The organism is Enterococcus rotai (assembly GCF_001465345.1).
In the GTDB taxonomy this organism is placed as follows: domain Bacteria; phylum Bacillota; class Bacilli; order Lactobacillales; family Enterococcaceae; genus Enterococcus_L; species Enterococcus_L rotai.
This window is the reverse complement of sequence record NZ_CP013655.1, coordinates 2,423,594-2,448,116: the sequence shown is the minus strand read 5'-3', so window position 1 is coordinate 2,448,116 and position 24,523 is coordinate 2,423,594. Positions and strand designations below refer to the sequence as shown.

The 24,523-nt window shown below is 36.2% G+C and carries 24 protein-coding genes and 1 riboswitch; of the genes, 1 reads left to right on the top strand and 23 read right to left on the bottom strand.

The window, feature by feature from the left end:
* The 15 genes from ATZ35_RS11415 to ATZ35_RS11345 form a co-directional block, all read right to left on the bottom strand.
* Positions 1 to 1,647 (bottom strand): dihydrolipoyllysine-residue acetyltransferase, encoded by a 1,647-nt coding sequence (locus ATZ35_RS11415; protein WP_208927341.1) that lies wholly within the window; start codon positions 1,645 to 1,647, stop codon positions 1 to 3.
* A 137-nt stretch (positions 1,648 to 1,784) separates the two neighbouring features.
* Complete coding sequence (locus ATZ35_RS11410; RefSeq protein ID WP_010764468.1) at positions 1,785 to 2,762, bottom strand: alpha-ketoacid dehydrogenase subunit beta; 978 nt, start codon at positions 2,760 to 2,762, stop codon at positions 1,785 to 1,787.
* A gap of 2 nt (positions 2,763 to 2,764) precedes the next feature.
* Entirely contained in the window at positions 2,765 to 3,880 is a 1,116-nt protein-coding gene (pdhA, locus tag ATZ35_RS11405; RefSeq protein ID WP_010764467.1) for a pyruvate dehydrogenase (acetyl-transferring) E1 component subunit alpha, read from the bottom strand.
* 571 nt (positions 3,881 to 4,451) lie between these two features.
* Positions 4,452 to 7,064 carry a magnesium-translocating P-type ATPase gene (mgtA, locus tag ATZ35_RS11400; RefSeq protein WP_208927340.1) on the bottom strand — a complete coding sequence of 871 codons (2,613 nt, stop codon included), beginning with the start codon at positions 7,062 to 7,064 and terminating at the stop codon, positions 4,452 to 4,454.
* Positions 7,065 to 7,205: 141 nt separating this feature from the next.
* Entirely contained in the window at positions 7,206 to 7,388 is a 183-nt protein-coding gene (locus tag ATZ35_RS11395) for a hypothetical protein (RefSeq protein WP_208927339.1), read from the bottom strand.
* Positions 7,389 to 7,559: 171 nt separating this feature from the next.
* Positions 7,560 to 7,728, bottom strand: a riboswitch (M-box (ykoK) riboswitch).
* Between the two features lie 83 nt (positions 7,729 to 7,811).
* On the bottom strand, positions 7,812 to 8,165 hold the full coding sequence (locus ATZ35_RS11390; RefSeq protein ID WP_208927338.1) for a DUF6483 family protein: 354 nt from the start codon (positions 8,163 to 8,165) through the stop codon (positions 7,812 to 7,814).
* A gap of 205 nt (positions 8,166 to 8,370) precedes the next feature.
* Complete coding sequence (locus tag ATZ35_RS11385; protein WP_208927337.1) at positions 8,371 to 8,637, bottom strand: LXG domain-containing protein; 267 nt, start codon at positions 8,635 to 8,637, stop codon at positions 8,371 to 8,373.
* A 263-nt stretch (positions 8,638 to 8,900) separates the two neighbouring features.
* Positions 8,901 to 9,194, bottom strand: coding sequence for a barstar family protein (locus tag ATZ35_RS11380; protein WP_208927336.1), 294 nt, complete (start codon positions 9,192 to 9,194; stop codon positions 8,901 to 8,903).
* A 21-nt stretch (positions 9,195 to 9,215) separates the two neighbouring features.
* On the bottom strand, positions 9,216 to 9,893 hold the full coding sequence (locus ATZ35_RS11375; RefSeq protein ID WP_208927335.1) for a ribonuclease domain-containing protein: 678 nt from the start codon (positions 9,891 to 9,893) through the stop codon (positions 9,216 to 9,218).
* A gap of 167 nt (positions 9,894 to 10,060) precedes the next feature.
* Positions 10,061 to 10,546, bottom strand: coding sequence for a hypothetical protein (locus ATZ35_RS11370; RefSeq protein ID WP_208927334.1), 486 nt, complete (start codon positions 10,544 to 10,546; stop codon positions 10,061 to 10,063).
* Positions 10,547 to 10,709: 163 nt separating this feature from the next.
* Positions 10,710 to 11,126, bottom strand: coding sequence for a hypothetical protein (locus ATZ35_RS11365; RefSeq protein WP_208927333.1), 417 nt, complete (start codon positions 11,124 to 11,126; stop codon positions 10,710 to 10,712).
* A 192-nt stretch (positions 11,127 to 11,318) separates the two neighbouring features.
* Entirely contained in the window at positions 11,319 to 11,741 is a 423-nt protein-coding gene (locus ATZ35_RS11360; protein WP_208927332.1) for a hypothetical protein, read from the bottom strand.
* A gap of 21 nt (positions 11,742 to 11,762) precedes the next feature.
* Positions 11,763 to 13,232, bottom strand: coding sequence for a T7SS effector LXG polymorphic toxin (locus ATZ35_RS11355; protein WP_208927331.1), 1,470 nt, complete (start codon positions 13,230 to 13,232; stop codon positions 11,763 to 11,765).
* Positions 13,204 to 13,569 (bottom strand): DUF3958 family protein, encoded by a 366-nt coding sequence (locus tag ATZ35_RS11350; protein WP_208927330.1) that lies wholly within the window; start codon positions 13,567 to 13,569, stop codon positions 13,204 to 13,206. Before ATZ35_RS11350 ends, ATZ35_RS11355 begins: the two co-directional genes overlap by 29 nt.
* A 49-nt stretch (positions 13,570 to 13,618) precedes the next feature.
* A complete protein-coding gene (locus ATZ35_RS11345) occupies positions 13,619 to 13,891 on the bottom strand; it encodes a TIGR04197 family type VII secretion effector (protein ID WP_208927329.1) in 273 nt (90 codons plus the stop codon).
* Positions 13,892 to 14,974: 1,083 nt separating this feature from the next.
* Here ATZ35_RS11345 and ATZ35_RS11340 point away from each other — a divergent pair.
* Entirely contained in the window at positions 14,975 to 15,274 is a 300-nt protein-coding gene (locus ATZ35_RS11340) for a hypothetical protein (RefSeq protein ID WP_208927328.1), read from the top strand.
* 110 nt (positions 15,275 to 15,384) lie between these two features.
* On the opposite strand, the gene ATZ35_RS11335 is transcribed toward ATZ35_RS11340, so the two are convergent.
* From ATZ35_RS11335 to ATZ35_RS11300, 8 genes are all read right to left on the bottom strand, one after another.
* Positions 15,385 to 15,777 (bottom strand): DUF1398 family protein, encoded by a 393-nt coding sequence (locus ATZ35_RS11335; protein ID WP_208927327.1) that lies wholly within the window; start codon positions 15,775 to 15,777, stop codon positions 15,385 to 15,387.
* A 112-nt stretch (positions 15,778 to 15,889) separates the two neighbouring features.
* Positions 15,890 to 16,822, bottom strand: a complete 933-nt coding sequence (gene trxB / locus ATZ35_RS11330; protein ID WP_208927326.1) for a thioredoxin-disulfide reductase — start codon at positions 16,820 to 16,822, stop codon at positions 15,890 to 15,892.
* Between the two features lie 234 nt (positions 16,823 to 17,056).
* A complete protein-coding gene (locus ATZ35_RS11325) occupies positions 17,057 to 18,841 on the bottom strand; it encodes an ABC transporter ATP-binding protein (RefSeq protein WP_208927325.1) in 1,785 nt (594 codons plus the stop codon).
* Positions 18,841 to 20,592 carry an ABC transporter ATP-binding protein gene (locus ATZ35_RS11320; protein ID WP_208927324.1) on the bottom strand — a complete coding sequence of 584 codons (1,752 nt, stop codon included), beginning with the start codon at positions 20,590 to 20,592 and terminating at the stop codon, positions 18,841 to 18,843. The genes ATZ35_RS11325 and ATZ35_RS11320 overlap by 1 nt, the downstream gene beginning before the upstream one ends.
* Before the next feature lie 167 nt (positions 20,593 to 20,759).
* The gene (locus tag ATZ35_RS11315) at positions 20,760 to 20,981 is read right to left on the bottom strand and encodes a YneF family protein (RefSeq protein WP_010760812.1); all 222 of its coding nucleotides are present in this window, start codon (positions 20,979 to 20,981) and stop codon (positions 20,760 to 20,762) included.
* Between the two features lie 463 nt (positions 20,982 to 21,444).
* Positions 21,445 to 22,338, bottom strand: coding sequence for a deoxyribonuclease IV (locus ATZ35_RS11310; RefSeq protein WP_208927323.1), 894 nt, complete (start codon positions 22,336 to 22,338; stop codon positions 21,445 to 21,447).
* A gap of 891 nt (positions 22,339 to 23,229) precedes the next feature.
* Complete coding sequence (locus tag ATZ35_RS11305) at positions 23,230 to 23,682, bottom strand: DUF1801 domain-containing protein (protein ID WP_208927322.1); 453 nt, start codon at positions 23,680 to 23,682, stop codon at positions 23,230 to 23,232.
* A 1-nt stretch (position 23,683) separates the two neighbouring features.
* Entirely contained in the window at positions 23,684 to 24,421 is a 738-nt protein-coding gene (locus ATZ35_RS11300) for a YdeI/OmpD-associated family protein (RefSeq protein ID WP_208927321.1), read from the bottom strand.
* Positions 24,422 to 24,523: the final 102 nt, after the last annotated feature.

Below are 24,523 nucleotides of genomic sequence, written 5' to 3'. Positions count from 1 at the left end.
TCATCCTTCCATTAATAGTAATTCTGGATCAGCTAATAAACGCTTGATGTTGTTCATTGCTTTTTGAGCAGTTGCTCCGTCAACGATACGGTGGTCAAAGCTCATTGAAAGTTTCATAACACGTCCAACAACGATTTCACCGTCTGCATTTACAACTGGTTGAGTAGCAATTGTACCAACACCTAAAATTGCAACTTCAGGGTAGTTGATAACTGGTGTAAACCAGCCACCACCAACTGAACCAATATTACTGATTGTGATAGAACCATCACGCATATCCGCAGCAGTTAATTTACCATCAATTGCAAGAGCTGCTTTTTCGTTGATTTCATCAGCGATCGCAAACATGCTCTTCGTATTCGCATTTTTAACGTTTGGTACATATAAACCATGATCAGTATCTGTTGCGATACCAATGTTATAGTAGTTTTTATATACGATTTCTTGTGCTGCGTCATCAATTGATGCATTCAAGATTGGGAATTTTTGAACTGTTGCAGTTAACGCTTTAACAACATATGGTAAGAATGTTAATTTTGTGCCGTTTGCAGCAGCAACATCTTTAAATTTCTTACGGTGATCCCATAATTTAGATACTTCAACTTCGTCATGCAATGTAACGTGTGGTGCAGTATGTTTACTGTTAACCATCGCTTTAGCAATTGCTTTACGAGTTGGTGTCATTTTCTCACGAGTTTCCGCTTCACCTAAATCAGAAACAAAAGGTTTAGCAGGAGCTTTTGGCGCTGCTGTTTCAGTCGTAGCTGTTGCTTGTGGAGTTGCTGCAGTTTGTTCAGCTTGTGCTGGCGCTGCTGCTTGTCCGCCACCTGAAATAAAGCTTTCGATATCCGCTTTTGTAACACGTCCACCTTTTCCAGTTGGTGCAACTTGTGTGATATCTACATCTTTTTCACGAGCGAATTGACGTACTGATGGCATAGCCAACACACGTTTGTTTGGATCAGCAGCTGCTACAACACCTGTTGAAGCAGCTGGAGCTGGTGCTGCTTGTTCTGTTTGAGCAGGTGCACTTGCTGCTGGAGCAGACGCGCTTGGTGCAGAATTATGTCCAGGTGCATCGATTTCGATCAATACATCTCCAACATTTGCTACTGTACCTTCTGGAACAACGATGTTTTTAACTGTTCCTGTAACTGGTGAAGGGATTTCTTCAACAGATTTGTCGTTTTGAACTTCCAATAAAGTATCATCTTCGTTGATTGTATCGCCTGATTTAACGAACCATTTTACGATTTCGCCTTCTGCAATACCTTCACCGATATCTGGTAATTTAAATTGGAATACACCGCCGCCGTTGTCAGCTGCTGGCGCTTCTGGAGTTGCTGCTGGTTGAGCAGGCGTTTGTTCTTGAGCTGGAGCTGCTGGTGCAGCGTCATTTTCAGGATGTCCAGGTGCATCGATTTCGATCAATACATCTCCAACATTTGCTACAGTGCCTTCTGGTACTACGATAGATTTAACTGTTCCTGTAACTGGAGATGGAATCTCTTCTACAGATTTATCGTTTTGAACTTCTAATAATGTATCATCTTCATTGATGGTATCTCCTGCTTTAACGAACCATTTTACGATTTCGCCTTCTGCAATACCTTCACCAATATCTGGTAATTTAAATTGATAAGCCATTTTTTAAGCCTTCCCTTCCTTTATCGTATCTGTCTAACTAGTCATTTACTGCAAATAACAACGCTAAATTTCCACGTGATCAGTTATCACGTGAAAATCAAGGCATATTTTTAAAGTAAATTTTATTTAGTTTCTAATTAAAATTCTGCGATTTCTCTAGCTTTCGCTTCGATATCTTTAGCATTTGGCAACCAAATGTTTTCTGCTTGTCCAAATGGGAAGATTGTATCTGGTGCAGATACACGGCCAATTGGCGCTTCTAATGATAATACTGCACGTTCAGAAATTTCAGAAACAACCATAGCACCAACGCCAGCTTGTTTTTGTGCTTCTTGAACGACTACTACGCGACCAGTTTTTTCAACTGATTTGATGATTGTTTCAACATCTAAAGGAGCGACAGTACGCAAGTCAATGATTTCAACAGAAATATTGTCTTTTGCTAAATTGTCAGCGGCTTTAATTGCTTCACGAACCATTGCACCGTAAGTAATGATAGAAACATCAGTACCTTCGCGGGTAACAGCTGCTTTATCCAAAGGCACTTCATATGCTTCTTCAGGCACTTCTTCACGGAATGAACGGTAAAGTTTCATGTGCTCTAGATAGACAACAGGGTCATTGCTTCTGATTGCAGAAATCAATAGTCCTTTTGCATCATATGGATTTGATGGAATAACCACACGGATACCAGGAGATTGAGCAATCAATCCTTCTAAGTTATCTGAGTGAAGTTCTGGTGTATGCACACCACCACCAAAAGGCGCACGAACAGTAATAGGCATGTTACGTGTTCCGCCCATACGGTAACGAGTACGAGCCATTTGACCTACGATTTCGTCAAAGACTTCAAATACGAATCCAAAGAATTGGATTTCAGGAACTGGACGGTATCCTTCTAATGCTAACCCGAAAGCTAAACCACCGATTCCAGATTCTGCTAAAGGAGTATCGAAGACACGGTCTTCGCCAAATTTTTCTTGTAAACCTTCAGTCGCACGGAAAACTCCGCCGTTTTTACCAACGTCTTCACCGAAGACCAAGACGTTTTCGTCTTTCTCTATTTCAAGAGCTAAGGCATCTGTAATTGCTTGGATCATTGTTTTTTGTGCCATGATTATTTCGACTCCTTCGCTTCGTAGAATGCAATTTGTTCTTTAATATTTTGAGGTTGAACTTCAAACATATTTTTTAAGAAATCAGAAACTTTTTGTTTTGGAACTTTATCTGCTTCTGCAATTGCTACTTTGATTTCTTCTTTAGTTTTTTCAATTACTTCGTTTTCTTTTTCTTCAGACCATAAACCTTTGTCTTCTAAATATTTACGGAAACGAACTAATGGATCTTTTTGTACCCATTCGTCATCCATATCTTTTGAACGGTAACGAGTTGGATCATCACCTGATAATGTATGTGGACCATAACGGTAAGTTAATGTTTCAATTAAAACAGGACCATTGCCATTTGCAGACCATTCACGAGCTTCTTTAGCGATTGCATAAACTGCTAGTGGATCCATTCCGTCAACGACGATCCCTGGAATTCCAGCTGCTACAGCTTTTTGTGCTAATGTTTTAGCTGCTGTTTGTTTTTCACGAGGTGTTGAAATCGCAAAACCATTGTTTTGGATGATGAACACGCCGTTTGCATGATATGCTCCTGCAAAGTTGATTGCTTCATAGAAATCACCTTGTGAAGAACCGCCATCACCTGTATAAGTGAAGACAACGTTTTTCTTGCCGCGTTTTTTCATTCCTAAAGCAACACCAGCTGCTTGGATGTATTGTGCACCAATGATGATTTGTGGTGGTAGAGCATTTAATTCTGGCGCATAGTGGTTACCCGCTACGTGGCCACGAGACCATAAAAATGCTTCTGTTAATGGTAAGCCGTGTTGAACTAATTGAGGTACATCACGGTAACCTGGTAATAGATAATCTTCTTTTTCCATAGCAAATTGACTTGCTAGTTGGCTTGCTTCTTGTCCAGCTGTTGGTGCGAAGAAGCCTAGACGACCTTGACGGTTCAATGCAGTTGAACGTTGGTCTAATACGCGCGACCAAACCATACGAGTCATTAATTCTACTAATTCGTCATCTGATAAATCCGGTACAGCGTCTTTGTTTACGATTTTCCCATCTTTATCTAAAATTTGAAATGTTGGGAAATCAGCGTCGACTTTTTCCATAAGTGCTTTAAAGTCAATAGGTTTTTGTTTCTTTGCCTTTGCCATTTTGTCACACAATCCTCTCTGATACGTTTCTTTTTTTCGTAAAAAATAAAACAGCGTTAAAAACTGTATTACTTTTTATCGACTACACTTACAAATTATCACTAATCAGATAAAAGAGCAAGTAAAAAGTGAGCATTTCTTTAAATTTCATTAAAATACCTAAAACCTTTCGTACCAAAGGTTAGTGATTAAAATCACAAACAAGAAACCGTTTTATATAATGCCTTCCCAATCGTATCTTTTGACAAACAGCTGTTATAGTCACCGTATTCATTGTTATGCTACAGTAAATTTGTAAGTTAGAAATTGTTTGCTAAAAAATGTACAGACTTTTTTAAATTATAAAAAAATAAGCAAAGACAAAATTCTATTGATTTTGTCTTTGCCTCATAAAAAGCGAATATTAATAAATTAAACGGTATTTTTCTTCAATATTCACGAATAACAATGTTGATCCTAATGCTATTTTTCGTTTTTTTACACTTCATCATCTTTCCTTGAAAAAGTAGATCGAAGTCTTCCATTTGTTAAATCAGCTGTCTCTTAAAAATAAAATCAGTATTTTTCTAAATTAAATCCACTCTTTAGTGATATGAATATATAGTCGTTTAGCAAATTCTACTGTGATCAAATATAGTACAATGATCAAAATGAACCAGCCCCAATAATTAGCTGGAAGTTTCACAAAGTCGAAAACCTCTCGAATTGGTGTCAAGACAATCAATAATCCTAAGCCCACTGCGCCTAAACTAGAAAGAATCACAGCAGGTGATGCGATACTTTGTATAAATGGGAGTTTTCTTGTCCGGACCATTTGAACAACCAATGTTTGGCTCACTAAACCGACTACAAACCAACCAGTTTGGAATAAATGTTGACTGCCTACTGTATTTGCACTGAAAACAAACCACATCACCAGATAGGTCATGATATCAAATATGCTACTTACTGGACCAATGCACAAAGTAAATTTCATCAGGCCATTTGTTTCCCAACGCACAGGTTTCAGTAAATCTTCCTCATCAACGTTATCCCAAGGAATAGCCAATTGTGCGATATCATAAATCAAATTTTGAATCAATAATTGAATCGAAAGCATTGGTAAGAATGGTAAAAAGGCACTTGCGATCAATATTGAAAAAACATTTCCAAAGTTTGAACTGATGGTAATCTTGATATATTTCATCATATTGCTAAAAACTTTTCGACCTTCGATCACACCATCTTCTAAAACGTTCAAACTCTTTTCCAGTAAAATGATTGAGCTAGCGTCTTTTGTTATATCGGCTGCTGTATCAACCGAAATTCCTACATCTGCTTTACGAAGTGCTGGTGCATCATTGATTCCATCTCCCATAAAACCAACTGTATGACCATTACCTTGAAGTGTTTCGATGATTCTGGACTTTTGCATCGGGTTCAATTTTGCAAATAAATTGGTTTTTTCGACCTCTTCTTTCATTTGTTCATCCGACATATTATCGATATCAGAACCAAGTACGACATGTGACACTTCTATTCCTACATCGCGACAAACTTTTTTAGCAACGATATCATTATCACCCGTTAGAACTTTTACATTAACGCCATGTTGATGTAAAGACTTGATTGCAGTAATCGCTGATTTTTTGGCAGGATCTAAAAACCCCATAAAACCAATCAATGTCATTCCTTGTTCATCTTCGACACTATAAATGGCTTCACTATGAACATCTTTTTTTACAGCAACAGCTAAAGCTCGCATCCCTTGCTCGTTCATTCGGATATTTACTTCACGCATTCTTTTTTGCAATTCAGGTGTTAACGGAACAATTTCCCCATTGATTTCCGCATGTGTACAAACGGCCTCCATCTCTTCAACAGCACCTTTTGTGATCATAAATTGATGACCATCTGCATTGACAACTACTGTTAAGCGACGACGGGAAAAATCAAACGGAATTTCATCTAATTTTGTCACTGAATGATAAGGGCTTTGATTCTTGTTTTCCTCATAAAAATTGATTACAGCGATATCCATTAAGTTTTTCCAACCTGTTTGATAATGAGAATTTAAAAAGGCCATATCTAAAACTTGATTATTGACTTCACCTAATGGGTCTAGATGTTGAACCAGCACAACTTTGTCCTCCGTGATTGTTCCTGTTTTATCAGTACAAAGAATATCCATGCTACCTAAATTTTGAATAGAAGGTAATTCTTTCACGATTACTTTATGTTTTGATAAACTTAACGCACCTTTTGCTAAGTTACTAGTTACGATCATTGGAAGCATCTCAGGTGTTAAGCCCACAGCCACTGCGATTGCGAAGAAAAAGGCTTCGCCCCATTCGCCTTTGGTAATTCCATTGATCAAAAATACGATTGGAAACAGAATCATAACCATTCTTAATAGAAATTTGCTCACTTTTGTTAACCCGATATCAAAGGAAGTTTTTCCACGCTGGGTCGTCGCATTCTTAGCAATATCCCCGAAAAATGTATGTTGACCAGTTTTCAGGATAATCGCTTTCCCTTGTCCACTTAATACATCCGTTCCCATAAATATCAAGTCCTGCATATCTAAAGCAGAAACTGTTTCTGAGTTTTTATCGATTCCTGCATCCACAAACTTTTCGACTGGCATTGATTCACCTGTCAAAGACGACTGATTGATAAACAAATCCTTTGTCCAAATCAACACGGCATCTGCTGGTATCATATCTCCTGTGGCCAGCGTTACAATATCTCCTGGGACAACTTCGTCCATTGGAATTTCTTTCGTTTGACCCGCACGCGTCACAGCAGTTGTATTTTCAATAAGTTCTTTTAAATTCAAACTCGCTTTTTGGGAACGATACTCTTGAATAAAGGCAATAATAACACTAGCTAAAATCATGATTCCCATCACAAGTGCAGCTTCAAAATCTTTGGTAACAGCTGATACCACCATCAATAAAGCTAATACATAAACAAATGGATCTTTAAATGCTTCTAAAAACATCATAATTGCTGGAGTCGGTTTTTGTGCTGATACTTCATTTGGTCCATATTCTTCTAAACGATTTTTGGCATCTTCTTCAGATAGTCCTTTTTCTGATGTACGAAGTTCCATCATCAATTCACGTTCAGACAACATTGCTAATTTTCTTAATTCTTGGTCTTTTGTTGTTTTCTTGATATCTGCTATTTTTTTGTTCATCATTATCTTTTCCTCCTTTTGCTTCATCCAATATAGAAGGGGAAAGAATTATTATTTCAATTCCATCGTTTCTAAGATGAAGGGGACATTTAGTTTATTGCTCGACTGACTGGGGTCTTCCATGTGGCTCTTCCTCTCTTTGTTTTATTTTGGAACGATGGATTTTTTGTTAGGTGGTGATTTTATTATCTTGAATACTGCTCCTTGCTGTCGCCAAGTACTTTTCATCATCTGCTCTTCAACTCTTAGAGTTTTTGCTAGCTGGCTTTTGTTTTTCTTCTGGCTGTTTGTTTCTTTTTGCGGAACTTCACTCCCTATGGTCGCCAAGTACTTTTCATCATCTGCTCTGGCGGAGCCAGTCGCAGTGATTCAAAGCAAAGGTTACAACTCTCCTTTCAGTCGTCTTGTACTGTTTAACATCAGATTGCTGAGCAATCTGTGTTAAACAACAAAACGCACACTCAACAATAGAGTGTGCGTGAAATAGCAACTTAAATAAAAGTTTCTCTATCGTTGAGCTTTAGCACTATAGGGCGTAGATAATTTCTTATCAGCTACGTTATGAATGACCTTCACGATCATTCCTGTTCAACCAACTAAGAGTCTCTCGATTCTTTCGCGGCAGCAGCATGTGTCCAAATAGGAGCCTCACCTAACAATTATTCAGTTCTTAATCCTTATTCATCATAGTTCATATTTTTCTAATTGTCAAAAGAAAACGAAATAATTCAAAAATGCTTTTTTTATTGCTCAGACTAATTCTGCTCTCCCTTGAGTGATTTCTGTTCTTGAAAAATCAGCTCTTGTTAATTCTTCATCTGATAACTCCTCCACGAGGTCATAAAACCAGTTACCTAAGTCAAAAAACTGTTCATCTGTCATTTTTTTAGATTCTGAAAATAGTATGTTTTCAGCTTGGTTTACTTTTAATGTTAAAATTAGTTCTGAAAGATAGCTTTGGATTGGAACAGAATAATTTTCTCCAGTTCCTTCATCTGTCACTTGAATCATTGGCATGACTTGAACTTCTGATACTTTTTTAAAAGGATTAAATACAGCAGATTTTACTTGTCTCATAAACCAATCTTTTTCATAGCCCATCATTTTTATTCCACTCCTTTTTTGATTGTTATTAAAATACTAAGCAGGTTTCTGCTCATCGTTTTTTAATCTTTTCTTTAATTTTACCATTAAATGTAGTAATTGACAGGATAATATTTATGAACAAGGATTGAAACCCTTGAATTAATCTATCTGCTTCGTTGATTTGATCTTGTAATTCTTCTGAATCTAAATCTTCACTGCCGCATTACGACGTATATCCCTCTAGATATTGCTCATTGGCTTGGACTGTTGCTTCGCTGTGGAGGATAACGGCCTTACATAAAGCTGGATACGTGCTTGAAATATAGTTTTTTATGCTATCCATCCCTTGACCACTCATGCCAACAACTAATAGAATACCTTGGGTTGCGCTTGAGACAGATTCCAATGCTTGGCTATAGGTTTTACCAAATGCTTTGATTTGTTCTGTTTGGGTTTGAACTTCACCAATCACCATTTTGACCATGGGCATCTTCCTCCTCTCTGAGCCCTTGTAATTCTGTTTCATACTATGAAAAAAACGGTACTAGTAATTTTGCACTAGCACCGTTTAAATATTTTTTTTAGTACAGTAAATTCAGCTATCTCTTTGTTAGCGATTGCATCTTGAGTAGCCAGTTATAGTTTACTTGTCACGGCTTTACTATTCGACGCCATAAATCAACTTCAAAAAGTTAGACCAAAAAATCTAACTTTTTGAAGTTATTATACCACTCAAATAATACAGTACCTTTTTTATTTATACTTTATTTCAGATTTCATCATAGGGTATTTTTTATTAAAGTTATGAAGCATTTCTTTTAAAGAATTTGCTTCATCTGGAATAGACTTTTCTAAATCTGACCAATGTTCAAATATTATTTTTTCCGGTAATTCAACTAAACCAGTTATAGTATCCCAAAAAGCATCCCAGTTTTCGCCATAATAATCAGGAAAATCAAGCTTTTCCTTTAATAAAACCTGTAAATTCTCTTTAGTTGATACATTTTTTAAATCTATAATAACTTCCTTTTTTGTTGAATCGCACATATTTTCTCACTCCTATAATTTCTAATAATTACCAATAAAATGCATTGTTTTATAGTGGTCTGTTGTTATATAGAGCAAACCATCATTTGAGTAAAGTAATCTTGTTCCAGGTTGTTTAGCACGTGACATGTCTCCTATCAAACCTACATCTGCTTCACGCCAAACTCTCCCAGGAACTTCTGGCAAAATTTTAGTACTATTTTGATAAACATCTCCTCCAATTTGTCCTCCTGAAACATAATTTTCTAGGGCTTTCCCTGGCCTCCATCCCTTTTCAATTGCTAAATCTTTCGATACAAAATTATCTGGCAATCTACCAGTTTCTCTTAAACTATCAACGAGAGGATTAGCTTTTTCAGTAATCCCTAAAACATCTTTGTATTTTTCATGTAATGCAACATTTTTGGGGCTATTTGCTCCATTTCCCGTACCATTCGCCCCACTAACCTTCTTATCATAAATCTGCGCATTCCTCACCGCAGCTCCTGTCAATCCAAGCGCCCACATCGCATCCCACAAACCTGATTCTTGCATTTTTCCCATAAAATCTTGTCCATGTGCTAAAGCACCAAAGCCTGGCATTCCAACTTTATCACCACTAAAATAATCTCGTCCACTTTTCTGGAAATCATTGACTCGTTTTGTCATCTCTGTTGGACTTAATTCTAACACATCTAAGCCGTATTTTTTGATAAACAAAGAAACTGCATCAGTCCATCTTCACTGATACAGTTCAATCGTTTATCTATGAATTTTTGTACGATAAATACAGCTAGCTTTTGTTAGCTATTGGCAACTTGATTAGCGAGTTACAGCTTACTAGTCAAGGCTTTACTATCCGACGCCAATCAGATAGTAAATAATTATTAAATTTCCAAATATGATTCCACCATTTTTTTAGATGCTGGAATTAATTCTCCTTCGATTTTAACATAGTTATCATTAATAATGGTCGAGAGACATTCATCACAAAATTTCACAATTTGATTTTCCTCTTGCTTCATTACTGTCAACCTTAAATTACTTTCAGAACAGATTGGGCACAGTTCATCAGTCATATATGCGCTTAAAGCCCATATTAACGATGAAACTTGATTACAAGTAGCTTCTTCATCCTGATTTTCTTCAATTTTCTTTTTATAAAAAGATATACCAAGCTCAAGGCTGTCATCTGAATGACCCAAAATAAAATCTTGCGATTTAAATTTTTTTATTGAGTTTAAATATTCCAATGACGTATGTTTTTGAAATTCAGAATCATATTTATTTACAAATTTAATTAGATTATCAAAAAATATATTTAACTCACTTTTATCAAAACTATCATAAATTTTTATAATACTTTTATTCATAATAACCTCCTATGGTTTGGGTATCGGAAAAGAAGTGATAATATTTCCCGCTTTATCTGTTATTACTTTTAACCAAGTTGTTTTTTCTCCACCTAAACTAGGTTTTACAGTTCCTAAGTTTTCGCCAATATTTACTACTCTTTCAAATCTCCCTTCACCTAAATTAACTACAGGAGTATCTACAACTTTTTTTGATTGCAGTATAGATTTCAATTTTGATTCCGATACTGAAAATTGTCCAGCATTTTTCAGTATCGGAATCAAAATGTCTATCTCTAACATGTTTCATTCCAGCATTATTTGAAGGACTAAATCTTGTTGGATTTTCAGCTAAATTAAGCCTTGATTGAACCACTCCAACATCTGTATTTGGAATATCAACACCACCAGCTTTCTTACCATAAACCTGCGCATTCCTCACCACAGCGCCAGTTAATCCAACTGCCCACATCGCATCCCAAAGTCCGGATTCCTGCACCCTTCCTGCTAAATCCTGTCCATGTGCGAAACCACCAAACCCTGGCATTCCAACTTTATCACCACTAAAATAATCTCGTCCACTTTTTTGGAAATCATTCACTCGTTTTGACATCTCTGTTGGACTTAATTTTAGTACATTTAATAATTTATTTTTTATGAAAAAGACGGTACTAGCAATTTTGTACTAGCACCGCTTAATAATTCATATTTTTTAATTTTGTAACGAACCTTTACCATATACACTAACTTCATGATAAGATTTACAACGTCCACAACTTCCTTTATTCATAATTCAGAAATCTGAATAAGGAAATTCTACTAAGTCAATTGCCTCGATGCTTTCACAATAGAAACTAATATAGTTATATCCTTCCTTTTCACCATAACCACTATCATCATGTACATGAAAACGCATATCCTCAGAATAGTCACGCCCAGTATCTTTCATATCTTCTATAATAAGACTATCGATGGGAGAATAGTTAACTTCTTTTAAAGATAAATTTCTCACATTTACAAATCTAAACTTTTCTAGCAAAATTTGTTTGTTAGTCTTATTAGCAATTTTAGTATCTACATTCAAGATTGTACGCTTTTCATTAAAAATATTCTCTTCTATACAAAAATCTATTCGCATGATTTGTTTATCATACCACCCTAATTCAATATCTCTCTTATTTTGTACCTTGTCATAGTTTTTGATATATTTTTTCATTAATTTACTCTCCTAACATATTTAATCTAAAAATTGAATGGTATTAGTATCTTTATTTATTGTCCCAGGCCTAAATAGGCCATTTTCATCTAAGAAATATTTTGTTTCATTCGCTGCTCTTCCTCTATCAAACCAGTTATATTCGTGAATGTGCGGATTTGTATGATGGAGAGAATTACCATGATCTGAAAAATCTATTCTCATACTTTGTTTCCCTTGACTGTCATAAATTACAATAGATCTCTCAATACTACCACTAGAGCCTAACCTGTTAAATTCCATTCTACTATTAGGAATGCCATCCATAGGTGAGTAATTATTTTTATAATACTCATCTGGTAAAAATAATTCTGTAGCAAAATCATTTGTATTTTTATTATTCATTTTGGGTCCGCTAATTTTCTTATCATAAATCTGCGCATTCCTCACCGCAGCTCCTGTCAATCCAAGCGCCCACATCGCATCCCACAGACCTGATTCTTGCATTTTCCCCATAAAATCTTGTCCATGTGCTAAAGCACCAAAGCCTGGCATTCCAACTTTATCACCACTAAAATAATCTCGTCCACTTTTCTGGAAATCATTGACTCGTTTTGTCATCTCTGTTGGACTTAATTCTAACACATCTAAGCCGTATTTTTTGATTAATTTCTTTAAATCTGCTGATAAATCGTCCTCATTCAATGCATAACGATAACCATTTTTCTCAATCATGTAGCGATCTGTTCCAAATCTATCATCAAAGACACGGATAATCTTACAACCCTCTAATAGTTGTTTATCCCGTCTTTCAACGCGATCATTCCAATTCTTATTTACATCCTTGATCCAAGCAGTATCTTTTAAAGAAAATCCTTTGCCATTCCAACTTCCTGCGCCAACATTTCCTGAACCGTCAACGCCTAGCGCCTGCATCCCTTTTGTCATTAGTTCTTCTGAACCTTTCAGCCCATCGAAGTAGCTCGGAGACTTTTCACAAAATGCCAAAAACTTACGGAGTTTTTCTTCTATTTTTGCTTTCTTCGCTTGATTTCGGGTAATTCCTGCATCCATATTATTGATCGCAGCTTGGAAAATCATCCCCATCAATTTTGAGCTGTCTTCTGATAATCCTCGTTTCGCTTGGGCAAAGCTGTCTTTTGAGGATTGAAACCCTTGAATTAATCTATCTGCTTCGTTGATTTGATCTTGTAATTCCTCTGAATCCAAATCTTCACTGCCGCATTGCGACGTGTATCCCTCTAAATATTGCTCATTGGCTTGAACTGTTGCTTCGCTGTGGAGGATAACGGCCTTACACAAAGCTGGATACGTGCTTGAAATATAGTTTTTTATACTATCCATTCCTTGACCGCTCATGCCAACAACCAAGAGAATACCTTGGGTTGCGCTTGAGACAGATTCCAGTGCCTGGCTGTATGTTTTACCAAATGCTTTGATTTGTTCTGTTTGGGTTTGAACTTCACCAATCACCATTTTGACCATGGGCATCTTCCTCCTCTCTGATCGCTTGTAATTCTGCTTCATACAAGGTTTCGGACTGCTCTTCTAATTGTCTTTTATTCTTGGCTAACGTTTCTTGTCCGTCAGTTATTTCCTCAAAAAATCGACGTTCTTCGATTCGGGCATCTTCAATGATCTCTTCAAAAAAAGTGCCTTCTTCTTGTCGGTAAAAATAAGCCATCACTCGTTCATTATGATGACGTTCACTTGCATATAATTGACCGCAATCTTCTATTTTCCGCTCTAATAACATCGTTACTTCGGTGTTTTCTTCTTGTCTTTCTTCATTTTCTATTCGTCTTTTTCGAATCTCTTCCTCTTTCATTGTTTCCTCCTCGTATAAAAACTGGGTACACTCGTTCATCTAGAACCTGTTATAAAGGTGATTTAAACAGTTGTTGAACTTGTGTATCCGCTCGTTTAAAGGCCGCAACTGCACTTTGAATATTGGCAGTATCACGGTTTAACAGTTGTTGAATGGTTGAGGAAGAGCTTTTTAATTTTTCAAAAGTACTGTTTGCTAAACTATTTCCTGGCACCGTTGTCCCAGAAGAAAAAGTCACCGTTTGGGAGATTGTTAATTTATCGTTGGCTTGACCAATCTTGGTTGCCTGATTTTGAATTTCACCAGCATTAATATCAATCATTTTTTCATACTCCTTTATATTTTTTTCAACCCTAATATCAAGTATATCTTAATAAAAAATGGAAGTAAATCACATATTTAAAAATACCTCTAACTTAAATTTCATTGTACAACAAAAAATTGCAAGTCGATGACTTACAATTTGCATAATAAAAATATTTTTTTCTGTTATTTTATCTTATATATAAGGGAGCACTTTTTCGTGTTATTTAATAGGGGTTACGAGAAAAATTAAGTTGCGTGTTCGTATTCTTTTCGTATATACTTAGAAAGTAGAATAGAACGAAGAAAACAGCTCCTCTTTAAGCAAGCTGTTCAAAACAGAATATAAAATAAATTGGCACTTCATTATTTGGCGACAACCAGATAATCGAAGCCTTGTAACGACAGTGGTATCTGCCCAAACAAGTTGCCAATAGTACTAGTAACATGTACTAGCTTCTTTTATTACACCTAAAGTTTCCTATTTTGCTATAGGTTTGTTAACTTTTGGGTTGTTTGAGTAGAAGTGGTAGATGATTTTTAGAGACTATTGTTGACGATATTGGGAAATTTCCTGATATCGTTTTTTCTATTCTACAAATTCAAGTAAAGGAGGTTCACTTCAAATTAAAACAAAAAAAGGCACTTCATCACTTGGCGACAACCAACTGATGAAGCCTTGCATAGACAGTGGTATCTATCTATACAAGTTGCCAATTGCTAGCACAAAGTCCTAGCATTCTTTATTGTACCTAATTTTACTGGAATTTTCTAGTCCATTTTGTTAAAATCATGTACTTTATAAAGTCTGCACACTTTTTCTAGATAATTGATGGCGGTATTGGTAGTTTTAGGACGATAAAAAGTGATAATCGCACATTGAACATTTGATTAGATAAAGAAGAAGCAACGACTATTTCATAGTCCTTGTACTTTTCATCATCAAATCACTCTGTTCTTCGTGATTCAAAGCAACTTTTTCTCACTGATTGCTCCAATAACGTTTTTTTGTTTTACCTCAAAAATTTGCCTACGTCACTGCGTACATTCAAAAGCGCTGAAGCACGAAATTCAGCGCTTCAAAAAAAAGGAGAGAACCATTATGAAAAAAGAGCTACATAACCTCAAAGCAATCCCCTATCAAGATATTACTGATTTACAAGATTTATTAGATCATTTACAGTCTTGGCAAGAACCTCTTGCTGTGTTAGATCATTTCTTCCAATTCCGAACAGGCCCGATCAACAAGAAAAAAGTAATCAAAGAATACTACGCAAGCGGTCACTTGTTCCACGCTTTTTTTACAGAATTTATCCGTCTGATGGAAGCTGAACAAGCAAAAATCGAAAAGTTAGATCGTGAAAGAAAAGTAGTGACTCATTTTAATAAAAAAGACGAGTAACGTCTAATCAGTATCTTCTGTTCAGTTACTATAACAATAGTGATAAAAAATGATGACGTCATTTCTCATCACTATTAACATAATTGCTTTCCTAATCCGAAAGGGACAATCTAAACTTCTGGAATTGGTTCACTTAACAAAATTTCGCCACTTTGACCAAAATAATCCACCTGCATAGCCACTAAATCTGTCCGCCAATAAGCTACTCCTGCAACTCCAGCAAGCTCTGTGAATTCTTCAAAGGTAATGTCACCTGCTTGTGCTTTTAAAACTGCATTTTTTATTTCTGCAGAAGACTCTGTCACAGCAACCGTTTTAGGTTTACCATTCAGTTGGATTTCAATAGATGACGCCTCATCATAGTAGCGATAGACGCCCGCTTCTACCAAATACTCATATTTCTCAACGCCGATCTTTTTAAAATCACGAATCAACTCGGAAAATCCGCCCGCATTTTTTTCATTATTGACGATTTCTTCGATTGCTTTTACATTAAGACTCATCCCATTCACTCCTATTTAATCGTATAAAAATAGATCTAAGTCAAAACTTATCAAGCTTTGACCTAGATCTTGGTCAGTCAACAGAATAATCATGCTTCAATAAAAGGATTGATTATTTAACTTCTTCCGCCTCTGTCATATCTTCAATATATTTATACACTTGTTGGCCTGCAATTCCGCCTTCGCCAACCGCTGTCGTGATTTGGCGTAATGTTTTTTCACGGACATCCCCAATGGCAAAAACACCTGGCATACTTGTCTTCATATCTTGATCTGTTTCGATCCAGCCTTCAGCATTTGTTAATCCAGCTTTTTTGAATGGTTCAGTCAATGGATCAAGTCCGACGTAGATAAACACACCGTCCGCGTCGATTTCTTTCACTTCATCTGTCAAGATATTTCTTAATTGTCCACCCGTTACAACCATATCATTTCCAACAATTTCTTCTAAAACGGTATTCCATTCAAAAGAAATTTTTTCATTAGCAAACGCACGATCTTGGATGATTTTTTGTGCACGCAATTCGTCACGACGATGCACGATTACAACTTCTGATGCAAATTGAGTTAGATAAATCGCTTCTTCAACTGCTGAGTCGCCGCCGCCGATCACTAAAAGTTTTTTATTACGGAAGAAGGCGCCATCACAAACCGCACAATAAGAAACACCACGACCTGCAAATTCTTCTTCCCCTTTAACACCTAATTTACGATGTTCACAACCTGTTGCAATGATCACTGTTTTAGCTTGATAGGTTTTATCATCACAAATCACTTCTTTATAAGAACCTTGATCTTTGATATCCATTACAATGCCGTATGCATTTTCAGTACCAAATTTTTCAACGTTTTCGTACATTTTATAAGCCAGTTCAGGTCCCATGATCGAGTCAAAACCTGGATAGTTTTCAACCTCAGCCGTATTATTCATTTGACCTCCTGGTGCTCCACGTTCAATCATTAATACTGACAGATTAGAACGAGACGCATATAAAGCGGCAGTCATACCAGCTGGTCCAGCTCCAATTATAATTACATCATACATAAATTTTTCACCCTCCGAATTTTTCAAGTACATTTACTTTACAACTTAACTAGTTGCTTGTCTACATTTCTGCCCAATAATCTTGTTCATTTAAAAACAAAATGATGTTCAGCATGCTACTTTTCGTTTCCCATTATAGCACGCTTTTTTCTAGATAACATCTCTTTTTCTCTTACTTTTAATAAGAAAAAAAGGCTTAGAAATAACTCGCAAGTTACTTCTAAGTCTTTCTTTTTAACCTTCACTATTTTGTAACTGATACATATCTGCGTATAAACCATTCTGAGCTAATAAGTTATCATGATTGCCACGTTCTACAATCCGTCCTTTGTCTAAGACCAAAATCAGATCAGCATCACGAATGGTGGATAAACGATGGGCAATGGCGATCGTTGTTCTGCCTTGACGCATATTCGCTAACCCTTCTTGAATCAAGCCTTCTGTCTCAGTATCAATGTTTGCTGTTGCTTCATCTAATACTAAAATTTTTGGATCCGTTACGATTGTTCTAGCAAATGAAATCAGCTGACGTTGACCACTTGAGTAACTTGCACCTCTTTCAATCACTTTTGCATGATATTTTTTTGGGAGGGTTTCAATAAACTTATCCGCTTGAACAAATTCAGCTGCTGTTTTGATTTGCTCATCGGTAATTTCTGGATTCAACATCCGAATATTCCCAGCGATATCACCATAAAACATAAAGGCATCCTGCAGAACTAGCCCTAATTTTTTTCTTAACTCTGGTAATGGGTACTCACGAATATCACGATCATCAATCAAAATTTCACCCTCATAAAACTCATAAAAACGCATCAAAACATTGATGATTGAGCTTTTACCGCTTCCTGTATGACCAATCAACGCAACAGTCTCACCAGGATTTGCAATAAAACTAATATTCTTTAACACCTTATTTTTACCATCATAAGAGAAACTAACATTACGAAATTCGATCTTTCCACGAATAATTTCCGCATTCGCACCATTATTTTGTTGTGGCGTCAACTCTTCATTATCAAAGATTTTTAAAATCCTGCTGCCTGCAACCATGCCATCGGTAAAGACACTGAGGAAATCCATCATTTGTGTCATCGGATTAAAAAATGCTTGAACATACGTTACAAACGCATAAATCAATCCAACTTCAACAGGAGAGTGCAACGCATCATAACCAAATAAGGTTAATGTCAAACCAATCGCCAGTGTATATAAAAAGTTAATGATTGGCCCTAAAAGCAGTGAATTCGTTCTGATCATTGAAAAACGCGTACGCAAATAATCATTATTGGTTTCTTCAAATTCTCTTTCTAAACGACGTTCTTGTCTAAATTGCTGAATGATCTGCATACCAGAAATATATTCATTTAATTTAGTGTTTAACTGACTTAATTTTTCCCGCATACTACGATAAATTCTAGAACTAAATTTTTGATAGTACCAAATCACAATCAAAAGAATAGGTAAGAAAATCAAGTTGTACAACGCAATTTTCCCATTAATTTGAAACATCGCAATAAATGAGGAAACTACCGCAAAGATTCCTGTCAACACCATTAAAAAGACATACCAAAATTCAAATAGCGTTTCTGTGTCATTCGTAACTCTAGAAACGATTGAACCTGCTGGTGTTTGGTCAAAGTAGCGCATACCCAAAGTTTGTAGTTTTTCAAATAACTTCACACGAATATATTGATAGGTTTTCAATGAAGCAGTTGAATATAAAAACCATTGGAAAAACCAGACAATACTTTTAACGATCACACCAAATAGATATAAACCAGCAAAAAAGAGAATTACTTGGTTCGTCGCCGTTTTTGGCGTTAGATAATCATCCATAAACAATTGAATGATCCTTGGCAAAAGAATATTAATAACAGCAAGCACCAAAGCAAATAAAATTGCAATTAAAAAGGTACCACGAAATGGACGCGCAAATTTTAGCAACCGTCTAACAATTGAAATTTGTTCTTTTATGGGAACTGATTTTGTCCACTCTGATTCATATTTTTCTTCCATTATGCTTCACTCCCTTCAATTTTCGCTTCTAATTGTTGTTTATCCCACATCCGCTTGTACCAGCCAGCTATTCTTAATAGCTCTTGATGAGTACCACGTTCAACAATTTTTCCTTCATCTAAAACAATAATCTCTTTGGCATGCATCACACTACTTAGTCGATGAGCTGCAATAATCGTTGTTTTTTCTTTTCTAGCTTCTTTTAAATTAGAAAGAATGGCTTCTTCTGTTTTGGCATCCACGGCTGATAAAGCATCATCTAAAATCAATAATTCAGGATCAACAATCAATGCTCTAGCAATCGAGATTCGTTGTTTTTGTCCACCAGATAACGAAACTCCACGTTCTCCAACCAAGGTATCGTACCCTTTAGGAAATGCTTTGATCTCGTTATTGATAAACGCCATCTCTGCGGCTTGCTCCACTTCTGCTTCGGTAAAATCTGGATTTGCAAAACGGATATTATCTCGGACTGTCATTGAAAATAAAAAGTGATCTTGCGGAACATAGCCAATTGAATGCATCACAGCATCCAATGAATAATCTTTGATATCATGACCGCCAAATGTCACACGCCCTTGATAATGATCATATTCACGCATCAGCAATTTTAAAATCGTTGTTTTTCCGGCACCCGTTTTACCAACGATTCCTAATGTTTCACCAACACCCACCGTAAATTTAATTTGTTCTAAAGTTGAATGGTCATCTTTAGGATAAGTGAACTGCGCAACTTCCATTGAGAGCTGACCTTTCGCTGGTGTTTGGATGGCATCTTTTTTTTCAATGATATGAGTCTTTTCATGCAATAATTCATTGACACGATCATAGCTAGCATTTCCTCGCTCCAGCACGTTAAACAGGCGACCAATTGCAAACATTGGCCAAACGAGCATTCCTATATAACTTATGAAAGAAATCAACTGCCCAATCGTAATCGTGCCTTCCATAATAAATCGTCCACCCATAATAATTGTTAATACATATGAAATCCCAATGATCAACGTAATAAACGGATCAAATAAAGCATCTAAAAAGTTAACTCGTTTGTTTTTAACAATGGCATCATCAATTTTCTCTGTAAAATCTTGAATATCTTCTTTTTCTTGTCCAAATGTTTTAATAACTTTCATCCCAGTGATACTTTCTTGGGTTTTGTCGTTAATCGTTGAAAATGCCGCTTGTGAATCTCTAAAAGCATCATGCAATTTTGACCCTAAAACTCTTGATGTTACCGCTAATAAGGGTAATGGAATCAAAGCAATCAACGTTAAACGCCAATCTACAAATAAAATCATGGCAACAATCGTGGCACCACCTGTGATCAAGGAATCCGCAAAAGTCAAAATCCCTGCTCCGGCAACATTTTGAATCGCATTCAAATCATTTGTTGCATGAGCCATCAAATCACCGGTTCGATATTTCTGATAAAAAACACTATCCATTTTTGTAAAATGATGAAATAATTGCCGTCTTAAATCTTTTTCCAGTCTTGCTGCACTACCCCAAATATAAATTCGCCAAATATATCGAAAAACATATTGTGCAACAGCCGCAGCTAATAAAATGCCAATCCAAAATAAAATTGGTTTGATCGTTAAATTTTTGTCGGCAATTTTATCCACAACAATTCCGATCACCTTCGGCGGAACTAACTGCACTAGTGCAACCATCACTAATGAAAAGACCCCAATAACATAACTTTTTTTCTCTTGTTTGAAAAACCACCCTAATTTTTTAAATATAGACATGTATCATTCTCCTCTTCTAAATTGACTACTGTGCGCTCACATCTTTCATTTGTTGTTTTCCCATCTCAATACAACTCCTTTCATTTATTAAAAAATAAGTGCAAAAAAAACGAGCTGAAAAAATCAGCCCGTTGTGCTCTTGAAATCTGAATCGCAATGTAAAAAACCTATTTGTCTCCTTGGTTCTTCATTTGCTGCATCATTTGACGTATCTTCTTCTCAGAAGGTTTTTGTCCCATAGACATCATCATCATTCGTAACATTTCCTCATTAACGGGAGGATTCTTTTTAAAATAATCTTGCATATATTTGCGCGCAAGGAAAAATCCGCCTGCTGCACCTGCTAATAAAGCGATAATCGCGATTAACACTACTAAACCTGTTGACATATAAATCTCTCCTTTCTACTAGAAAAGTTGAATAAGAACTTCTGCTGGATAAAAGTTGCAGTCACTATTCCTATTGAACTTCAATTTCTAATTTTTATTGGGATTATTTATCCCTAATTTATTAAATTACTCTCAAGAAACCATTTTACTAGAAACAGACCAAAAAGAAAAGGTCTTTTGTCATATTCCTCACAAGAAATTTCTGAAAGACGATTTCTACTTATTTTGTCTAGCTTTACGGGCTATCCTTTCGGAAAAAAGATAAGATCCGCTTGTGACAAAAAACGTCACCCTCTAATTTTTCTATTTTTCAGTCAGGGCTAAACGAGCCTGTTCAGCTTTTAATTTTATCCAGCTTTACGGGCTAGCCCTTCGGAAAAAAGATAAAATCCGATTGTGACAAAAAACGTCACCCTCTAATTTTCCTATTTTTCAGTCAGGGCTAAACGAGCCTGTTCAGCTTTTAATTTTGGGCTTCAATTTTTTCCAATAGATTTGGATCAAACGTTTGTGATTTCAGCATTGCGATTTCGTAACCGTATGGCGCTTTACTTGTTTTTTTATCGGCACCAACATACGGTGTTTCTAAAATTTTAGGTAGATCTTTTAATTTTTCATGATGAACAACCTTGTTTAACGCATCAAAGCCAATTGTGCCAAAACCAATATTGGCATGACGGTCCTTATGTGAACCCATCGGATTTTTAGAATCATTGACATGGACTACCTTCAACCGATCTAAACCAATAATTTTATCAAATTCTTCTAACACTCCATCAAAATCATCTTTTACGTTATAGCCTGCATCGTTAATATGACAAGTATCCATTGTCACTGATAGCTTTTCATTTAGCTTAACCCCTTCAATGATCGTTGCCAATTCTTCAAAGGTTCGACCGAGCTCAGTGCCCTTACCTGCCATTGTTTCTAAGGCAATTTGCGGTACTTGTTCTTTCCACAACACTTCATCTAACCCTTTGATGATTTGTTTCAAGCCAGCATCCACACCTGCGCCCACATGCGCACCTGGATGCAATGTGATTTGTGTTGCTCCTAATGCATGAGCACGCTCGATTTCTTGACGTAAAAATGACGTTGCAAAGCCAAAATTTTCTAATTTGATCGTATTCCCTAAGTTAATGATATAAGGTGCATGAACCACAATATTACTTAAATCATGCTCAGCCATAAATGCTTGACCAGCTTCAATATTCATCTCTTCAATCGGCTTACGGCGCGTATTTTGCGGTGCACCCGTATAGATCATAAAAGTCGTTGCACCATAACTCGTAGCCTCTTCCGCTGAACCTAATAACATTTTTTTACCACTCATACTAACATGTGAACCTAATAACATAATAACCCTCCTAAATTTAAAAGCGTAGCGGGCTCGTTTAGCTCTGACAGAAAAATAGGAAAAATTGACTGTGACGCTTTTTGTCACATTCTATTTTTATCTTTTTTCCGAAGAGCTAGCCCGCGCAGCTAGATAACAATAAAAGCGTAGCGGGCTCGTTCAGGCTCGACTGAAAAATAGGAAATTATAACTGAGGTGCTTTTTGCCTCATTTATAATTTATCTTTTTTCCGAGAGACTAGCCCGCGTAGCTAGATAACAATAAAAGCGTAGCGAGCTCATTCAGCTCTGACAGAAAAATAGGAAAAATTGATTGAGACGCTTTCTTGTCTCACTCCATTTTTATCTTTTTTTCCGAAAAGCTAGCCCGCCTAGCTAGATAACAATAAAAGCGGAACAAATTGTTTAATCCTGTAGAAAATTAGGAAATTGGCATTGAAATGCTCTTTATTTCACTGACAATTTATCTATTTTCCTAAGGATTGATTTGTGTAGCTAGATAACAATAAAAGCGTAGCGAGCTCATTCAGCTCTAACAGAAAAATAGGAAAAATTGATTGAGACGCTTTTTTGTCTCACTCCATTTTTATCTTTTTCCCGAAAGGCTAGTCCGCGTAGCTAGATAACAATAAAAGCTGAAAGAGCTCGTTCAGCTTCGACAGGAAAATAGGAAAAAATGACTGAGGTGCTTTTTGCCTCATTCAGTTTTTATCTTTTTCTCGAGACGCTAGCTCTTGAAGCTAGATAACACATGGTAACAACGTTCCGCTTTGCTTCACCTTGTATTTTTAAACATCCGCCAACTACAAATAAACATAAACTATTTCATTCTTAAAAAGAGTACGTGAAACAAACAGAAAAAACAATCTTTTTGCTTCTATAAAAACACGCTCTACTTCTTATTCTTCGCCGTAAAACGAGTATAGCTAGCAACCCACTCGTCTACCGAAATTTTACTAACTAATTCCCCAATCAACTCATAAGGAATAACTTTAGGATTACTAAAACGAATACAACTTTTTCCCATATTCAGCTTAGTTGGAACAACTTTTTTGTACTCTTCCTGAAACCAAGCTAGTAATTCTTTATTTCCCATGATCCCCATATGATACAAAGATAGATGCTTTTTCTGAGCAGCTAAACTGATAAACGGCAATGGTTCGTCTTTTCGCTCTAAATAACCTGATGGAAACACACTTAAGGGTACGACATATGTCGGCATTCCATATTGTAATCGTAAATCAAAGCCAGCTGGTATATTTTCAGCAATGATTCCAGCTAATTTTTGATAGGACTCTTGCCACTTTTCGTCGATATTTTCTACATACTCTTCTATTTCCTCCAAATTATTTCCTCCTTTCTTTAGCCAGAAATTGACGATACAGTTCTTTAGACTTGAAACCTTTCCCTAAAATCTCAATCATTTCTTGCTTTCTTTTCTCTTGCGTTGCTGCTTGTTTGGCACTATATACATATCTAGCCCAATCCTTTTTGTATCCAGGCGTTAGCTGATCAAATAAGACTCTTGCTTCTTCATAATTTGCAATAAAAGATTCTATTTCTGGGATAAATTGTAGGTAGTCTTCTACACGACCACTACTGGCAGCTTTTGATGATCCAGTTGCTTTTCGCTCGATATTTTTCATTCCTGTCACTGTAAATGACTCATCTAAGCGAACCATTCGATTAAATTTTAAAGTGCTATTTGCTATATAGCCGTCCTCTTCATTGACTTGAAGAGTTAGAAATATTTCATCTCGATGAACAAAAGTTTGATATACTTTGTTCCCCTTTTTAGGATATGCCACAAAAAGCACCCCATTTTTATTCAGTAATTGTTGTTGGATAACGCTCATTACAACTGCTTTAAACTCAGCCATCGTTTCTACAAAAATAAAAAGTAAATCGACTGGTTCTATCGGAAATTGGCTTTGTGCTTCTTTTAGTTCAGGTAAGTATTCGTTATTTGGACGATTGACAATCGCTTTATTGGTGTAACGCATTAAGTTCAATTTTTCAACAATCGATTTCTCCACTTTATTCAGCCTTTCATTCTGTTCTAAGATGCACTGATAGTGTACCATAAAACGGTTACTTCTTTCACTCTCTATGTTTTTGATCAAAAGAAATCCATCATTCTCTACATCATGGTATACTAAACATAATATTTCAACAGAAAGTAGGGA

Bases quoted from the DNA above. Each gene is read 5' to 3' on its own strand.
- ATZ35_RS11345 (WP_208927329.1), bottom strand. From the start codon at position 13,891: ATGATTGATATTAATGCTGGTGAAATTCAAAATCAGGCAACCAAGATT.
- ATZ35_RS11340 (WP_208927328.1), top strand. From the start codon at position 14,975: ATGAAAAAAGAGCTACATAACCTCAAAGCAATCCCCTATCAAGATATT.
- ATZ35_RS11355 (WP_208927331.1), bottom strand. From the start codon at position 13,232: ATGCCCATGGTCAAAATGGTGATTGGTGAAGTTCAAACCCAAACAGAA.
- ATZ35_RS11360 (WP_208927332.1), bottom strand. From the start codon at position 11,741: ATGAAAAAATATATCAAAAACTATGACAAGGTACAAAATAAGAGAGAT.
- ATZ35_RS11320 (WP_208927324.1), bottom strand. From the start codon at position 20,592: ATGTCTATATTTAAAAAATTAGGGTGGTTTTTCAAACAAGAGAAAAAA.
- ATZ35_RS11370 (WP_208927334.1), bottom strand. From the start codon at position 10,546: ATGAATAAAAGTATTATAAAAATTTATGATAGTTTTGATAAAAGTGAG.
- ATZ35_RS11300 (WP_208927321.1), bottom strand. From the start codon at position 24,421: ATGGTACACTATCAGTGCATCTTAGAACAGAATGAAAGGCTGAATAAA.
- ATZ35_RS11410 (WP_010764468.1), bottom strand. From the start codon at position 2,762: ATGGCACAAAAAACAATGATCCAAGCAATTACAGATGCCTTAGCTCTT.
- ATZ35_RS11335 (WP_208927327.1), bottom strand. From the start codon at position 15,777: ATGAGTCTTAATGTAAAAGCAATCGAAGAAATCGTCAATAATGAAAAA.
- mgtA (WP_208927340.1), bottom strand. From the start codon at position 7,064: ATGATGAACAAAAAAATAGCAGATATCAAGAAAACAACAAAAGACCAA.
- ATZ35_RS11325 (WP_208927325.1), bottom strand. From the start codon at position 18,841: ATGGAAGAAAAATATGAATCAGAGTGGACAAAATCAGTTCCCATAAAA.
- ATZ35_RS11380 (WP_208927336.1), bottom strand. From the start codon at position 9,194: ATGTGCGATTCAACAAAAAAGGAAGTTATTATAGATTTAAAAAATGTA.
- ATZ35_RS11415 (WP_208927341.1), bottom strand. From the start codon at position 1,647: ATGGCTTATCAATTTAAATTACCAGATATTGGTGAAGGTATTGCAGAA.
- ATZ35_RS11390 (WP_208927338.1), bottom strand. From the start codon at position 8,165: ATGATGGGCTATGAAAAAGATTGGTTTATGAGACAAGTAAAATCTGCT.
- trxB (WP_208927326.1), bottom strand. From the start codon at position 16,822: ATGTATGATGTAATTATAATTGGAGCTGGACCAGCTGGTATGACTGCC.
- ATZ35_RS11350 (WP_208927330.1), bottom strand. From the start codon at position 13,569: ATGAAAGAGGAAGAGATTCGAAAAAGACGAATAGAAAATGAAGAAAGA.
- ATZ35_RS11310 (WP_208927323.1), bottom strand. From the start codon at position 22,338: ATGTTATTAGGTTCACATGTTAGTATGAGTGGTAAAAAAATGTTATTA.
- ATZ35_RS11385 (WP_208927337.1), bottom strand. From the start codon at position 8,637: ATGCCCATGGTCAAAATGGTGATTGGTGAAGTTCAAACCCAAACAGAA.
- ATZ35_RS11315 (WP_010760812.1), bottom strand. From the start codon at position 20,981: ATGTCAACAGGTTTAGTAGTGTTAATCGCGATTATCGCTTTATTAGCA.
- pdhA (WP_010764467.1), bottom strand. From the start codon at position 3,880: ATGGCAAAGGCAAAGAAACAAAAACCTATTGACTTTAAAGCACTTATG.